Here is a 15,431-nt window from a genome sequence, read left to right as displayed (position 1 = left end):
AGGACATGCTCGATGACGACTCGCACGATCTCTATTGATGGCCAGCGCCTCTGGCAGTCGCTGATGGACCTGGCGAAGATCGGCGCCACCCCCAAGGGCGGTAACTGCCGGCTGGCCCTCACCGCGCTCGACGGCCAGGGCCGCGACCTGGTCGTGGGCTGGATGAAAGAAGCCGGCCTGTCGGTGCGGGTGGACCAGGTGGGCAACATCTTCGCCCGCCGCGCCGGCCGCAACGACGCTCTGCCCCCGGTCATGACCGGCAGCCATATCGACACCCAGCCCACCGGCGGCAAGTTCGACGGCTGCTATGGCGTGCTGGCCGGACTGGAGGTCATGCGCACCTTGAACGACGCCGGCGTGCAGACCGAAGCGCCGCTGGAGCTGGCGATCTGGACCAACGAAGAAGGTTCGCGCTTCGTGCCCGTGATGATGGGCTCGGGCGTGTTCGCCCGCAAATTTTCACTGGAAACCGCCCTGAACGCCCGCGATGCCGACGGCAAGGCCGTGCGCGACGAGCTGCGGGCCATTGGCTATGCAGGCGCCGATCCGGTCGGCGGCCGGCCGGTGGACGCCTACTTTGAAGCGCACATCGAGCAAGGCCCCATCCTGGAACACGAGAACAAGGTCATCGGCGTGGTCACCGGCTCGCTGGGGCTGCGCTGGTACGACGTCGTGGTCACCGGCATGGAAATGCATGCCGGTCCCACGCCCATGGGCATCCGCAAAGACGCGCTGCTGGCCGCCAGCTACCTGGTGCAGGCGGTGATCGACATCGCCAACGCCAACCAGCCGCACGGCCGCGGCACCGTGGGCGAAATCCACGCCCACCCCGGCTCGCGCAACGTCATTCCGGGCCAGGTGCGCCTCACGGTAGATTTACGCCACGAGGACGAAGCCACGCTCACGCGCATGCATGAATCCTGGCGGCAGGCCGCGCAAGACGTGGCCCGGCGCCATGGCGTCACGGTCGAGGTCAAAGACGTGCAGTACTTCCCGCCCACGCCGTTCGACCCCGACCTGGTGGGCAAGATCCGCGACGGCGCCGCCGCGCGCGATCTGCCGCGCATGGACATCGTGACCGGCGCCGGCCATGACGCCGTCTACATGGCCGCCGTCGCGCCCACGGCAATGATCTTCGTACCCTGCAAAGACGGCATCAGCCACAACGAAATCGAAGACGCCCGGCCCGATCACCTGGAAGCGGGCTGCAATGTGCTGCTCGACGCCATGCTGGCCCGCGCCGGCGCCGCCCGCCCGTAAACCCGCAGCGCGCACGAGACCGATCAACGCAGGCGCCTGACCCTACCCTGCGAGGCAGGTGTCTGAACCCACAGGAGCTCCCGCCATGTCCCTGCACGATACCGACTACTGGCGCCGCAAGGCCGCCACCCTGCAATTGCGCGGCCAGGCGTACATCGACGGCGCATATGTCGATGCCGCCGACGGCGCCACTTTCGCCGCGCACAGCCCCATCGACGGCCGCAAACTGGCCGACATAGCCGCCTGCGGCGCGGCCGACGTGGACCGCGCCGTGCAGGCGGCGCGCCGCGCCTTCGAGGCCGGCAGCTGGCGCGACCTGCCGCCGCGCGAACGCAAAACCCGCCTGCAGCGCCTGGCGGCCCTGATCACCGAACACACCGAGACACTGGCCCTGGTCGAGACGCTGGACATGGGCAAGCCCATCCGCGACGCCCTGGCGTTCGACCTGCCCGAAACCGCGCATTGCTATGCCTGGTACGGCGAGGCCATCGACAAGATCTACGACGAAATCGCGCCCACCGGCGGCCAGGCCCTGGCCACCATCACGCGCGAGCCGCTGGGCGTGGTGGCGGCCGTGGTGCCGTGGAACTACCCGCTGATGATGGCGGCCTGGAAAGTGGCGCCTGCGCTGGCCGCCGGCAACAGCGTCATCCTGAAACCCGCCGAGCAGTCGTCGCTCAGCGCCATCATGCTGGCCGACCTGGCAGCGCAGGCCGGCATTCCGCCCGGCGTCTTCAACGTGGTGCCGGGCCTGGGCGCCCAGGCCGGCCAGGCGCTCGGCCTGCATCCCGACGTGGATTGCGTGGCCTTCACCGGATCCACCGCCACCGGCAAGCGTTTCATGCAGTATGCCGGCCAGTCGAATCTCAAGCGCGTCTGGCTGGAATGCGGCGGCAAGTCGCCGCATATCGTGTTCGACGACTGCCCCGACCTGGAACGCGCCGCCACGGCCGCCGCGGCCGCCATCTTCGTGAACCAGGGCGAAGTGTGCATCGCCGGGTCGCGGCTGTACGTGCAGGACGGCATCTACGACGAATTCATGGAACGCGTGGCCGCCCATGCCCGCGCCATGCAGCCCGGCGATCCGCTCGACCCCGCCACCGCGATGGGCGCCATGGTCGACGAACGGCAGATGCAGGCCGTGCTGGCGCGCATAGAGGCTGGCCAGCGCGAGGGCGCCTCGCTGCGCCTGGGCGGCGGGCGCGCGCGCGACGACAGCGGCGGCTACTACATCGAACCCACCATCTTCGACTGCGCCGACCAGAACAACTCGCTGGTGCGCGAAGAAATCTTCGGGCCCGTGCTGGCGGCCCAGCGCTTCGGCACCGAAGACCAGGCCATCGCCCTGGCCAACGACTCGGTATACGGCCTGGGGGCCGGGCTCTGGACGGCCGACCTGGGCCGGGCCCATCGACTGTCGCGCCGTCTGCGCGCCGGGCTGGTGTGGGTGAACTGCTACGCCGACGGCGACATCACCGTGCCGTTCGGCGGCGTCAAGCAGTCTGGTTTCGGGCGCGACAAGTCGCTGCATGCGCTGGACAAGTACAGCGACCTGAAAACCACCTGGATCAGCCTGGCCACATGAACACGGGCGGCGGGCCGGTACGCTAGAATCGGCGCTTCGCGTCTATTCCCGTGCCGCCCATGCCCGATTCCGCCGTCGATACTCCGCTTACCGTGCTGCTCTACACCGAAGAGCAGCGCGGCAGCCTGCTCGTCGAATCGCAGGTAATAGGCATGATTTCCGACGTATCCGGGGCCGACAAGCTTATCGCCATCCGCGACCCGTACAACCAGATCACATTCCTGTACCGCATCGACCACGGCACCAACAACCTGGATGCCGTCGCCATCATCGACCAGGACCCCGCCGCCTTCGACGGCAAGCACAGCATCACCATCAACGATACCGGCTACCGGCTGGGCACCCCGGAAAACGCCTTCAGGCTGCTGCGCGGCAAGACACGCTGGATACAAGACAAGGGCTCGATCCTGTCGGTGCTATTGCGCAACGCGGCCAGCCGCCATACCGGCTTCACCTCGCGCCAGATCCAGCGCGAGCGCGTGCGGCAAATTCCCGAAGGCGTGCCCGTCGAGCCGTTGCCGCGCTAGGCGCGCCATGGACCAGGCCCCGCGCGCCCTGGCGCCGGGCCGCCATAACAAGTAACATTCTTAGCCCCGCGCAGCGCCACGCCCTCCACGACCCACATGCTCTTCAAAGATCAGCTCTTTCTTGCCAGCCAGTATGCCGCGCCCCATCACCTGGTGTCGCGTCTCATGGGGCTGGCGGCCGACTGCCGCACGCCCGCCATCAAGAACTGGATGATCTCGCGGTTCGTGCGCCGCTACGGCGTCGACATGAGCGAAGCGCTGGTGCAAGACCCGCTGGCCTACGACACGTTCAACCAGTTCTTCACCCGCAAGCTCAGGGCCGACGCGCGCCCCCTCGACACCGAGCCGGGCGCCGTGCTGTGTCCGGCCGACGGCGCCATCAGCCAGCTGGGGCCCATAGAACATGGCCGCATCTTCCAGGCCAAGGGCCACTCGTACAGCCTGACCAGCCTGCTGGGCGGCGACCCCGCCCGCGCCGAGCCTTTCATGGGCGGCGACTTCGCCACCATCTACCTGTCGCCGCGCGACTACCATCGCGTGCACATGCCTTGCGCCGGCACGCTGCGCGAAATGGTGCACGTGCCGGGCCGGCTGTTTTCGGTCAACCCGCTTACCGCCACCCACGTCCCCGAGCTGTTCGCCCGCAACGAGCGGGTGGCCTGCCTGTTCGACACCGAATACGGTCCCATGGCCATGGTGCTGGTCGGCGCCATGATCGTGGCCTCCATCGAAACCGCCTGGGCCGGCCTGGTCACGCCGCACAAGCGGCAGATCCGTGCGCAGCGCTACGACGAAGCCGCGCGGGCGCCCATCCACCTGGACAAGGGCGCCGAAATGGGCCTGTTCAAGCTGGGCTCGACCGTCATCGTGCTGTTCGGCCCCGGCCGCGTGCGCTGGACCGACACCCCCTCCGTGCGCGGCCCCGTGCGCATGGGCGAACTGCTCGCCCTGCCAAAAGCCTAGACAGAAGACGCCAGGCAGAAGAACCGACGCAGAAGCACCCAGGCAGGTGTCTGACTCCCGCAGGGTGTCAGACACCGAAGTGTGCAGTGACTGCCCCAATCGCGCAGTGTCTGACACCCTGACGGGAGTCAGACACTTGACCACTTCCTCGAAATACACAGCAACTGCCACACCCACCCTGTCCGACACCCCGCGACAGTCAGACACCTGGCCCGCGTCCTAAAAGTACGCAGCGGCTTGCTCACCACGGAAAATCGATCAGGTCGCCATATAGCTGCCGCAGCTTGGCCTTGACCTCGGGCGATTGCTGGTAAATGCGGATGAACTGCAGTAAACGCGGATCTTGCGCGCGCTCGGGGGTGGTAACCCAGCGGATCGCATAGCGCCGCACATTTTCCGGATCGGTATTGTCGAACGCCAGGCCGTCTCTTTCGTCGATACCGGCATGCTTGGCGAACGTGGTGTAAGTAACCGATGCCGTGACGTCATCAAAGGTGCGCGCCGACTGCGAGCCCTCGACTTGAATCAACGCCAGCTGCTTCGGGTTCGACACAATGTCCTGCATGCTGGCGTGCGGGTCGTCGCCGCGGCGCAGCACCAGCAGGCCCATTTTCTGCAGCAACAGCAAGGCTCGCCCGGTATTGACCGGATCGTTCGGTATGGCGATGCGCGCCCCCTGCGGCACCGGATCGCCGCGCTTCAAGCGCTTCGAGAACAACCCTATCGTGGTGGAATACCCATACGCGATGGGCTCCAGGTTGGTGTTGCGGCTGCGGTTGAACAATTGCAGGAACGGCTCGTGCTGGAAGAAGTTGGCGTCCACCGAACCTTCGGCCACGGCAATGTTGGGCATGACCCAATCGCTGAACTCCACCAGCTCGACCCGCAGGCCCTGCTTGCGCGCCTGGGCGATGGCGATCTCGGTGGCCTCGTTCGCCACGCTGGGAATCACGGCAATGCGCAAGGGCTTGTCTTGCGCGGCGCTGGCCGCGCCGGCGGCGGCCAGCATCAGCAGGCACAGGCTCACCCGGCGCATTCTGGAAAAACGCAACATAGATAGACGGCCGCCCTGGGAAAGCGGCAAGAAGGAAAACCCCCATTGTGCCGCAGCGGGCCGGGCAGCCCTGCCATGCCCATGCGGCCGACCCGGACACCGCCGGCGCCGCTTGCGTCGCGGCCGCACATCGATAAAGATACCTGTACCCCAGCAAGCGGCCCCGGCCGCCAAGGAGCCCGCCGTGCCTGCCACCGCCGCCACCGCCGCGCCGCGCGGCCTGACCCTGATCGGCGCCCCCACCGACATCGGCGCGGGCTCGCGCGGCGCCTCGATGGGGCCCGAAGCGCTACGCGTGGCCGGCCTGGGGCCCGCCCTGCAGGCCCTGGGCCATGACGTCGAAGACGCCGGCAACCTGACCGGCCCGCCCAATCCCGGCCTGCCGCCCCAGAATGGCTACCGCCATCTGGCCGAAGTCGCGGCCTGGAACCTGGCGGTGCACGATGCGGCGCATGCCGAACTCGAACGCGGCCGCCTGCCCATCTTGCTGGGGGGCGACCACTGCCTGGGCATCGGCTCGATCAGCGCCGTGGCTCGCCACTGCCGGTTTGCCGGCAAGCCACTGCGCGTGCTGTGGCTGGACGCGCACGCCGATTTCAACACCCAGGCGCTCACCCCTTCGGGCAACCTGCACGGCATGCCCGTGGCCTGCCTGTGCGGCAACGGCCCCGGGCCGCTCGTCGGGTTGGCCGGCCATGTGCCGGCGCTGCAGCCCAACTGGATACGCCAGATCGGCATCCGCAGCGTCGACGAAGGAGAAAAATCCCTTATCGACGCGGCTGGCGTCGAGGTCTACGACATGCGCATCATCGACGAAATCGGCATGCGCGCCGCCATGGAAGCCGCGCTGGCAGACCTCGCCCCCGACACGCATTTGCATGTCAGCTTCGACGTCGACTTCCTCGATCCCGAAATCGCGCCCGCTGTCGCCACCAGCATTCCAGGCGGCCCCACCTACCGCGAGGCGCAACTCTGCATGGAAATGATCGCCGATACTGGCCGGCTGGGCTCGCTGGACATTGTCGAACTGAACCCGGCGCTCGACGTGCGCAACAAGACGGCGGTACTGGCCACCGAGCTGGTGCAAAGCCTGTTCGGCAAATCGACGCTCATCCGGCGTCCGGCACGCGGCGCCTGACGCATTACGCGCCGGGCGGCATAATGCCGTCGACGCGGGCGCGGCCCCGCATTCTTGCAAAGGACACCCCATGACCGACCGACAGCTGGCCATCCTGGCCGCTCTGAACATGATCGCCGCGGTGGGCGCCGGCGCATTCGGCGCCCATGGACTCAAGCGCATGCTGGCTCCCGACCTGCTGGCGGTGTGGCAAACCGGCGTGCTGTATCACCTGGTGCATGCGCTGGGCCTGTTCGTGATCGCCCTGCTGGGCGCGCGCTTCGGCTCGACCCCGCTGTCGACGGCGGGGCTGGTCATGTTCGCGGGCATCGTACTGTTCAGCGGCAGCCTGTACCTGCTGGCCGTCACCGGCACACGCTGGCTGGGCGCCATTACGCCGATCGGCGGCGTGGCGTTTCTGGTGGCCTGGGCGCTGGTGGCCTGGGCCGCCTGGCGCTCCGCCTGAGCGCACCGGCACCGGATCAGGTGTGAGGCTGCGCAGGTGCCTGATTCCAGGCGCCTACTCCAGGGGCGGGTCGAAATGGCGCGCCAGCACCTGGCCCACGTCGGGCTGGCCGGCCGCCTGCTGCGCCGCGGCATACAGGGCGGGACAGCACGACTTGAACCACTGCGGCCCCGGCCGCCAGCGGATCATCACCGCCACGTACAAGTCCAGCGCGCTGAAGCGCCGCCCCAGCACGTGCGGCGCGCCGACGTGCCGGTCGAGCTCCTGCCACAGCTCCGCGCGGCGGCCATGCACGCGCGTGCGCAGCAGTTCGGCCGGCTCGCCCGCCGTGGTCCACTTGGGCGGATCATCCGCATACGTGAACGTCGGGTACACCGCGCCGATCAGGCGCATCAGCAGATGCCAGAACCTGGCGCGCTCGGGGCTATCGGCCGGCGGCGCCAGGCCCGCGGCCGGCGCGACATCGTTCAAATGCATGATCATGGCCGCGCTTTCGGTCATGACCTCGCCGCCCGGCAGCACCAGCGTCGGCACCTGCCCGGTGACGTTCAGCCGCAGCAAGCGGTCGCGTCCGGGCCCAGGCTTGAGATACGGCAGGTCCGTCACGGTATAGGGCACGTTGGCCAACTCCAGCGCCATTTCCACGATCGCCGAACCACAGCCGCGCGACCCTATCAGCTCGTACGTACTCATTTGTCTTCTCCTTCGCCGCGGGCCGGCGTCAGCCGCAGCAGCATCCCGTCATCCGAGTCCGTCAACACATACACTGCGCCATCCGGGCCTTGCCGCACATCGCGGATGCGCGCTCCGCGGTCGCCCAGCAAGCGCTCCTCGGCCACCACCTTCCCGCCGTCCTCCAGCTGCAGTCGGATAAGCGCCTGCCCGGCCAGCGCGCCGATGAACAGCGACCCTTGCCATTGCGGGTATCGGTCTGAATCGTAGAACGCCATGCCGCTGATCGCGGGCGATTTTTTCCACCAATACAACGGCCCCTGGCCCGATGCCAGCGTTTCGCCCTGGGCCTCGGGGATGGCAAAACCCGAATAATTGATGCCGTAGGTAGCCAGCGGCCAGCCATAGTTCTGGCCTGCGCGAATAACGTTGACCTCGTCGCCGCCGCGCGGGCCGTGCTCGTGTTCCCAGAGTTCCCCCGTCCAGGGGTTCAGCGCCATGCCCTGCGGATTGCGCATGCCGTAGGTCCAGATCTCGGCGCGCGCGTCCGGCCGGCCGGCGAACGGGTTTCCGTCGGGCACGCCGCCGTCGGGCTTGATGCGGACGATCTTGCCTTGCAGCTTGTCCAGGTCTTGCGCGGTGGGACGGCGGTTGTTCTCGCCCAGTGAGACGAACAGCAAGCCGTCGTTGCCGAACACCATGCGCCCGCCATAATGCTGCCCGCTGGACAGCTTGGGCTGTTGCCGGAAGATCACCGTGAAATCGTCCAGCCGCCCGCCGTCTTCCGACAACCGGCCGCGCCCCACGGCCGTGCCGCTGCGCTCGCCCGCGGCGTCGGCCTCGGCATACGACAAATACACCAGGCGGTCGCGTGGGAAATCCGGCGAAAGCACGACGTCGAGCAAGCCGCCCTGCCCCTGGGCATGCACCCGGGGCACGCCTTGCAGCGGGGCCGACAAGGCGCCCCGCGCGTCCAGCCGGCGCAGGCGGCCGGGCCGCTCGGTAATCAGCATGCTGCCGTCAGGCAAGAAGGCCAGCGACCAGGGGTGCTCGAGCCCGCGGGCCATCTCGGCGACCTGGGCCTTGCCCTGCGCGGCGGGCGGCGCCTGGGTCTGCGCGCGGGACGCGGCAGGCAGACTGCCTGCCAGCAGCCCGGCCAGCGCGGTAGCAGCCGCCGCACGCATGAATGAACGCGATCGCAATCTCGGCATGAAGCACCTCCGGCAGCGTCGATGATCGGGTTGTCGGCAAGGGGGGCGGCCTGTCGCCGGTACGCACCTGGCGTACCATGAAGGCGTCAGACCGTCTTGTTCTTCTGGAGAATACGTGCAATGAAACTGTACTACATGCCCGGCGCCTGCTCATTGGCCTCGCACATCGTCCTCGAATGGATAGGCAAGCCCTACCAGGCGAAAAAGCTGTCCCGCGAGGAACTCAAGCAGCCCGAATTCCTGCAGATCAACCCGCTGGGCGCGGTGCCCGCCCTGGTCGACGGCGACCTGAAGCTGACGCAGAACGCCGCCATCCTGGAATACCTGGCCGAGCAGGCCCCGCAAAGCCAGCTGCTGGGCGACGGCAGCGCCGCATCGCGGGCGCAGGTGCGCCGGTGGCTGGGCCTGATCAATTCCGACGTGCACCGCACGTTCTCGCTGATCTTCGGCGCGCAGCGCTACCTGCCCGACGACGAAACCGCGCAGGCCAAGCTGGCGGCCTCGGCGGCCACCCAGCTGCGCACCCTGTTCGGACACCTGGACCAGCAACTGGCCGACCGGCCCTACCTGGCCGGCGCGGCGCCGTCGATTGCCGACCCGTACCTGTACGTGGTGCTGCGGTGGGCACGCGGCAAGAACATCGACCTGTCCGGCATGAACAACCTGGCCGCCTTCTTCCAGCGCATGGAAGCCGACCCCGCCGCGCAGGCCGCGCTGCACGCCGAAGGACTGAATTAACGCCCGCCCCCCCGAAGCGGCGCGCACTTCAGGACGTCAGCGCTTCAGGACGTCAGCGCTTCGGGACGTCAAGTGTCTGACACCCTGCGGGAGTCAGACACCTGGCAAGCCTCAGATCAGGTGCGAGCCTTCCTCAAGGTGTCGCCTCAGGTGTCTGACTCCCGCAGGGTGTCAGACACCGAAGTGGGCAACAGCCCCCCAATCGCGCCGACGAAGTGGGCAGCAGTCCCTCAATAGCACCGAACCCGACGCTTCGCAGAACCCGCACACCCGCAAGCCTCAATCCCGCGGCAAAGGTTCGCCGGGACCCGTGCGTTCGACAATCAGGCGGTAATGTTCCGGGCGCCGGTGCCGTGCGAAATCGAAGACGTGGCGGCGGAAAGTCTCGGCCAGGCCCAGGTCCGCGCTCACCGTGATCACCTCGTCGTCTTCGGTGCTGGCCTGCGCGGCGATCTCGCCAGTGGGCGCCACGATCACCGAACCGCCTATCATGTGGTGCCCGTCTTCAGCGCCGCATTTGGCGGCCGCCGCTGCCCAGACGCAGTTCTGGTAGGCGCTGGCCTGCAGCGTGATCAAGTGATGGTGCATGCGCAAATGCACCGGTTCCGGCCAATGGATATTCACCGACGGCGTGTTGTACCCCAGCACCACCAACTCGGCGCTTTGCAGCGACATCACACGCCAGGTCTCGGGCCAGCGCCGGTCGTTGCACAGGCACATGCCGATCTTCGTGCCCATGGTGTCCCACACGCCGAACGGCTGGTCTCCGACCTGGAAGAACTTCTTCTCCAGGTGCTGGAACGGCGCCTGCGGCTTGTGGTCGTCGTGCCCGGGCAGGTGCACCTTGCGGTACTTGCCCACGATGCGCGCGCCGCGGTCAACCAGAATGGCGGTGTTGTACGGCACGCCTTCCGGGGTAAGTTCCGCGTATCCCAAGTAGAAGCCCACGCCGAGCCGGCGCGCTTCGTCAAACAGCGGCTGAACCTCGGCATTGGGCATTTGCGCCTCGAAGAAGCGAGCCTGCGCCTCTTCGTCGCTCATCCAGTAGCGCGGAAAAAACGTGGTCAATGCCAGTTCCGGAAACACCACCAGGTCGGCTCCGCGGGCGTGCGCCTCGCGCAACATCTCCACCAGCCGCGCCACCACGGCCCTGCGCGTATCGGCCAGGTGCACGGGCCCCATCTGCGCCACGGCCAAGCCGATTTTCCGTTGCCCCTTGGTCATATTTGCTCCTTCCCGCCATTCGAAAAGGTGCAAGCATGCCGCCACCGAGCGGCCGCGTAAACCGGCCCGGGCGCGTCGCCCGGATCGCCCTGCCCCAGGCCGAAATCCGCGCCAAACAAGGCTTTGCGCGCAGCGCCGCGTGCTGGCGGCGCACGCTCGATAGCGCCAGGTTATGCCTGGCCGACAAAATTCGATGATTCGGCCAGCACTTCTTGCAGCGCCGCCAGGAAGCGTCGCCCCAGCAAAGGCAACGGCGCCAGGTTGGAATGCGTAGCCCAGATCTCGACGTGCGCCGCGGGTTCTATGGGCCGTTGCGCCACGGTGGATTGCGGGGGAATGCACCAGCGGTCCAGCAGCGCCGGCCCCATGCCCTGCTGCACGAACGCATGCGCCGTCACGGGTGAATGCACTTCGATCGCCGCCGGCGACACCGGGCCCGCGCCGAAGAAACCTTCCAGGGCCAGGTCCAGCGGCGTGCCCGCGGGGTAACCGATCCAGGCCGCCGAAGAAAAGTCCTCCGCGCGTATCACTTCGCGGGCCGCCAACGGGTGATCCGCCGGCAATGCGCAGACAATCGAGTCCTGGCCCACCCGCGTGGAGCTCAGGTTGGGATGGTCCGGCGCAGTCATAGAAATGCCGACGTCGGCGCGATCGCTCAGGAAATAACCCACCAGCTCGTCGAAGGTCACCGTCCGGAAATCCACCCGCGCCGACCGATTGCGTACCCGGAAACGCTCCATCGCCCGCGGAATCAGCCGTTGTCCAAAGCTGGCGCTGGCCACCACCCGCAGCATGCCCGCGCCGCGCCGGCCCAGGTTGGCCGCCAGGTCATTGACGCGCTGGATGCCGCCATACACCTGCTCGACCTCCAGATACAGGCGCCGCGCTTCCGGCGTGGGCAGCAGGCGGCTCTTGGCGCGCTCGAACAGGGGATAGCCCAGGCGGCTTTCCGTCAAGGCCAGCACCCGGCTGACCGCCGGCTGCGACACATGCAGCACGCGCCCCGCGCCGCTGATCGACCCCGCCATCATGATGGCGCGGAATACTTCGATCTGGCGCAGGCTGAGCGGCGGCGCGCCTCGCGCATCCCTGGCCGGCACCGTGTCCGGCGTGTCTTCGTGCTGCTGCCCGACCATGTTTTTCTCCCCCGTTCGATAACGGCGGATTATAGGACGGGGACATTTTTCGATAGGGATCCGCGCCCGGCCCGGTGATAACCTGCCCGGGCATTATCGACACAGGGGAATATCATGCACAAAATCGTGGCTCGCGGCCTCGCCGCCTTGTCGCTGACCGCCGGACTTGCCGGCGCGGCCCATGCCTGGCCAGACCAGCCCATCAACTTCGTGGTGCCTTCGGCGGCCGGCGGCTCGCCCGACGTGCTGTCGCGCCTGGTCACCAACCAGCTGGCGCAAGAACTGGACACGCCCATCGTGGTTGAAAACCGGCCGGGCGCGGCCGGCAATATCGGCATCATCCAGATTAAACGCGCCGCCGCCGACGGCTACACCATCGGCTACGGCAACATCAACACGCTGGCGGTGAATCGCGCACTGTTCAAGAAACTGCCTTATGACGTCGACGCCGACCTGGCGCCTGTCGCCCATCTGTTCAACCTGTACAACGTGTTGATCGTGCCGGCCGATTCGCCCGACAAATCAGTGCAAGACCTGATCACCCGCGCGCGCGGCAACCCCGGCAAGCTGTCGTATGGCGCCTCGGGCGTGGGCACCAGCGGCCACATGGGCGCCGAGCTGTTCAAGAACATGGCCAAGATCGACGTCACGTTCATTCCCTACAATGGCGGCCCGGCCGCCTTGCAGGACCTGATGGGCGGCCGCCTGGACTTCATCTTCATCAATTCGTCGGAAGCCGCGCCCCTGGTCCAGAGCGGCCGCGTGCGCGCGCTGGGGGTCAGCAGCATGAAGCGCCTGGCCTTGCTGCCCGATGTGCCCACGCTCGACGAACAAGGCCTCAAAGGCTACGAAACCATTTCCTGGGGCGGCGTGGTAGCGCCCAAGGGCACGCCGCCGCAAACCCTCGCCACGCTCAATACGGCCTTGAACAAGGCGCTGGCCGCGCCCGCGGTGCGCGAAGGGCTGGCCAAGCTGGGCGCCGAACCTGGCCAGGGTACGCCCGCCGATTTCCAGGCCTTCATCGATCGCGAATCCGCCAAGTGGCGGCAGATCATCGATGACGCCGGGATCCAGAAACTCGACTGACCGCGTATTGGATTCACCCGCATGCACGCCGATTTTGTTTTGCAGAACGCCACCATCGTCGATGGTAGCGGCGCGGCCCGCCGCCACGGCCACATTGCCGTGGCCGGGCAGCACATCGTCCAGGTGGGCGATTTTGACGTTCCGGCCGGCATCCCGGTCATCGATGCAGCGGGCCTGGCCGTGGCGCCGGGGTTCATCGATTCGCACACCCACGACGACGGCTACCTGCTGGCGCATCCGGACATGACGCCCAAGGTATCGCAGGGCATTACCACCGTGGTCACGGGCAATTGCGGCATCAGCCTGGCACCGCTGGCGGGCCATGACATCCCGCAGCCGCTCGACCTGCTGGGGCCGCAGGCGTTGTTCCGCTACGGCACCTTCGCCGCCTGGCTGGATGCCTTGCGCGCCGCGCCAGCGGCGGTCAATGTAGTGCCGCTGGTGGGCCACACCACCCTGCGCGTAGCCACCATGGAAGACACCGCCCGCGCGGCCAATCCGGACGAAGTGGCGCGCATGCGGACGCTGCTGTCCCAGGCGCTGAACGCGGGCGCGTTCGGCGTATCCACCGGCACCTTCTATCCGCCCGCCGCGGCCGCCACGACGGAAGAAATCATTGCCGTATGCCAGCCGCTGCGCGGGCGTGCCGGCGTGTACGCCACGCACTTGCGCGACGAGGCCGACCATATCGTCCCCGCCATGCACGAAGCGCTGGAAATCGGCCGCGCCCTGGATTGCCGCGTGGTGTTCTCGCATCACAAGCTGGCCGGCGCGCGCAACCACGGACGGTCCCGCGAAACGCTGGACTTAATCACCCGGGCTGCCGCCGCCCAGCCGGTATGCCTGGACTGCCATCCGTATCCGGCCACGTCGACCATGCTGCGGCTCGACCGCGTGCTGCTGGCCCAACGCACCCTGGTGACCTGGTCCAAGGGCTATCCGGAGGCCACCGGCCGCGATTTCGCCGACGTGATGGCCGAACTCGGCCTGGACGAAGCCGCAACCCTGGAGCGCCTGGCCCCCGCCGGGGCTATTTATTTCTTGATGTCGCCCGACGACGTGCAACGCATTTTCCGCCATCCGCTGACCATGGTGGGATCGGACGGGCTGCCCTTCGACCCGCACCCGCACCCCCGCCAATGGGGCACGTTCACCAACGTGCTGCGCACCATGGTGCGCGAACGGAATTTGCTGACGCTGGAAGAAGCCATTCACAAGATGACCGGCCTGGCCGCCGCCCAATATGGCCTGCCGCGTCGCGGGCTGCTGCAGCCCGGTTGCTACGCGGACCTGGTGCTGTTCGATCCCGACACCGTCACCGACGCGGCCACCTTCGAGCAGCCACTGCAGTTAAGCCGCGGCATCGAAGCGGTATGGGTAAACGGCGCGCAGGTATGGGACGGACGCCAGGCCGTCGGCGCCCGCCCCGGCCAGGTGCTGGCGCCCGTGCGGCCATGACGCCCGACACGACCGGCTATCTGGGAATATTGGGCGGCATGGGGCCGCTGGCGGGCGCGGCCTTCGCCCTGCGCCTGGCCGCGCTGACGCCGGCCGCCATCGACCAGCAGCATATCCCCACCCTGCTGCGCAACGATCCGCGCATTCCCGACCGCAGCGATGCGCGCATGCGCGGCGGCGAAGATCCGCTGCCCTACATGGTCGAGGGCCTGCGCTTTTTGCATGCCGCCGGCGCGCGTGTGATCGCCATTCCGTGCAACACGGCCCATCTGTGGTACGACCAATTGTGCGCGGCCACGCCGCTGCCCATCTTGCACATCATTGATGCGGTGGCGCAAGACCTGCGGCGGCTGGGCCTGGCGCACGGGCGCATCGGGCTGATGGGCACGCCCGCCACGCTGGCGCTGGGCCTGTACCAGACGCGACTGGAGCGGCACGGCTATCAGTGCATCGTCCCCGACGCCGACGAAATCGAACGCTATTGCGTCGCGCCGATACGTGCGGTCAAGGCCGGCGACCTGCCCGCGGCAGTCGAGCCCGCCATGCAAGGCGTGCGCCTGCTGCGAGCCCGCGGCGCCGATGCGGTGGTGCTGGGCTGCACCGAACTGCCACTCGCCATTCCCCACGCCCAGCGCGCGGCCCTGGGCGTACTGCTGACCGACTCCATCGACGCCCTGGCCCGCGCCGCCATCGACTACTGGCGACAAACCCCGGAACACCGCCAGGCCGCCTGAACGCCCAGCCCTAACCCAGACGTCTCAGGCCAGCCGTCACGCCAGGTGTCTGACTCCCGCCAGCCAAGCGCCACGCCAGGTGTCTGACTCCCGTCAGCCAAGCGCCACGCCAGGTGTCTGACTCCCGTCAGGGTGTCAGACACCGTACTACCGAGAAACCGCTACCCACTTCGGTGTCCGACACCCTACGGGAGTCGGAC

At 67.7% G+C, this 15,431-nt stretch carries 15 protein-coding genes; 10 read left to right on the top strand and 5 right to left on the bottom strand.

Annotated features, from left to right (window positions below):
• Window positions 1-12: 12 nt before the first annotated feature.
• The 4 genes from BPET_RS11840 to asd all read left to right on the top strand — a co-directional run bounded on the left by BPET_RS11840 (window position 13) and on the right by asd (window position 4,335).
• Entirely contained in the window at window positions 13-1,260 is a 1,248-nt protein-coding gene (locus tag BPET_RS11840) for a Zn-dependent hydrolase (RefSeq protein WP_012249251.1), read from the top strand.
• An 85-nt stretch (window positions 1,261-1,345) separates the two neighbouring features.
• Window positions 1,346-2,845 (top strand): aldehyde dehydrogenase, encoded by a 1,500-nt coding sequence (locus tag BPET_RS11835; RefSeq protein ID WP_012249250.1) that lies wholly within the window; start codon window positions 1,346-1,348, stop codon window positions 2,843-2,845.
• A 59-nt stretch (window positions 2,846-2,904) separates the two neighbouring features.
• Window positions 2,905-3,372 (top strand): hypothetical protein, encoded by a 468-nt coding sequence (locus BPET_RS11830; RefSeq protein ID WP_012249249.1) that lies wholly within the window; start codon window positions 2,905-2,907, stop codon window positions 3,370-3,372.
• Window positions 3,373-3,468: 96 nt separating this feature from the next.
• Window positions 3,469-4,335: an archaetidylserine decarboxylase gene (gene asd, locus BPET_RS11825; RefSeq protein ID WP_012249248.1), complete on the top strand. Its 867-nt coding sequence runs from the start codon at window positions 3,469-3,471 to the stop codon at window positions 4,333-4,335.
• Between the two features lie 241 nt (window positions 4,336-4,576).
• On the opposite strand, the gene BPET_RS11820 is transcribed toward asd, so the two are convergent.
• A complete protein-coding gene (locus BPET_RS11820) occupies window positions 4,577-5,389 on the bottom strand; it encodes a MetQ/NlpA family ABC transporter substrate-binding protein (protein WP_012249247.1) in 813 nt (270 codons plus the stop codon).
• A 184-nt stretch (window positions 5,390-5,573) separates the two neighbouring features.
• On the opposite strand from BPET_RS11820, the gene rocF reads away from it, so the two are divergent.
• Window positions 5,574-6,527, top strand: a complete 954-nt coding sequence (gene rocF / locus BPET_RS11815) for an arginase (protein ID WP_012249246.1) — start codon at window positions 5,574-5,576, stop codon at window positions 6,525-6,527.
• Between the two features lie 70 nt (window positions 6,528-6,597).
• A complete protein-coding gene (locus tag BPET_RS11810) occupies window positions 6,598-6,972 on the top strand; it encodes a DUF423 domain-containing protein (RefSeq protein ID WP_012249245.1) in 375 nt (124 codons plus the stop codon).
• Between the two features lie 54 nt (window positions 6,973-7,026).
• On the opposite strand, the gene BPET_RS11805 is transcribed toward BPET_RS11810, so the two are convergent.
• Together BPET_RS11805 and BPET_RS11800 are read right to left on the bottom strand one after the other, a co-directional pair.
• A complete protein-coding gene (locus BPET_RS11805; RefSeq protein WP_012249244.1) occupies window positions 7,027-7,665 on the bottom strand; it encodes a glutathione S-transferase in 639 nt (212 codons plus the stop codon).
• Window positions 7,662-8,855 carry a PQQ-dependent sugar dehydrogenase gene (locus BPET_RS11800; protein WP_012249243.1) on the bottom strand — a complete coding sequence of 398 codons (1,194 nt, stop codon included), beginning with the start codon at window positions 8,853-8,855 and terminating at the stop codon, window positions 7,662-7,664. Before BPET_RS11800 ends, BPET_RS11805 begins: the two co-directional genes overlap by 4 nt.
• Before the next feature lie 120 nt (window positions 8,856-8,975).
• Here BPET_RS11800 and BPET_RS11795 point away from each other — a divergent pair, with 120 nt between their 5' ends.
• Complete coding sequence (locus BPET_RS11795; RefSeq protein WP_012249242.1) at window positions 8,976-9,593, top strand: glutathione S-transferase family protein; 618 nt, start codon at window positions 8,976-8,978, stop codon at window positions 9,591-9,593.
• Between the two features lie 279 nt (window positions 9,594-9,872).
• On the opposite strand, the gene BPET_RS11790 is transcribed toward BPET_RS11795, so the two are convergent.
• A complete protein-coding gene (locus BPET_RS11790; RefSeq protein ID WP_012249241.1) occupies window positions 9,873-10,817 on the bottom strand; it encodes an N-carbamoyl-D-amino-acid hydrolase in 945 nt (314 codons plus the stop codon).
• 170 nt (window positions 10,818-10,987) lie between these two features.
• Entirely contained in the window at window positions 10,988-11,953 is a 966-nt protein-coding gene (locus tag BPET_RS11785) for a LysR family transcriptional regulator (protein ID WP_012249240.1), read from the bottom strand.
• A gap of 114 nt (window positions 11,954-12,067) precedes the next feature.
• Between BPET_RS11785 and BPET_RS11780 the strand changes: the two genes are divergently transcribed.
• Genes BPET_RS11780 through cuyB form a run of 3 tightly spaced genes read left to right on the top strand, consistent with a single transcriptional unit; the run spans window position 12,068 to window position 15,231 of the window.
• Window positions 12,068-13,039, top strand: coding sequence for a Bug family tripartite tricarboxylate transporter substrate binding protein (locus BPET_RS11780; RefSeq protein ID WP_012249239.1), 972 nt, complete (start codon window positions 12,068-12,070; stop codon window positions 13,037-13,039).
• Between the two features lie 21 nt (window positions 13,040-13,060).
• Entirely contained in the window at window positions 13,061-14,497 is a 1,437-nt protein-coding gene (locus BPET_RS11775; RefSeq protein WP_012249238.1) for an N-acyl-D-amino-acid deacylase family protein, read from the top strand.
• On the top strand, window positions 14,494-15,231 hold the full coding sequence (cuyB, locus tag BPET_RS11770; RefSeq protein WP_012249237.1) for a cysteate racemase: 738 nt from the start codon (window positions 14,494-14,496) through the stop codon (window positions 15,229-15,231). Before BPET_RS11775 ends, cuyB begins: the two co-directional genes overlap by 4 nt.
• The last annotated feature ends 200 nt before the right edge of the window (window positions 15,232-15,431 follow it).

The sequence above is a fragment of the Bordetella petrii genome, assembly GCF_000067205.1.
Classification (GTDB): domain Bacteria; phylum Pseudomonadota; class Gammaproteobacteria; order Burkholderiales; family Burkholderiaceae_B; genus Bordetella_A; species Bordetella_A petrii.
This window is presented reverse-complemented; position numbering and strand designations above follow the sequence as displayed.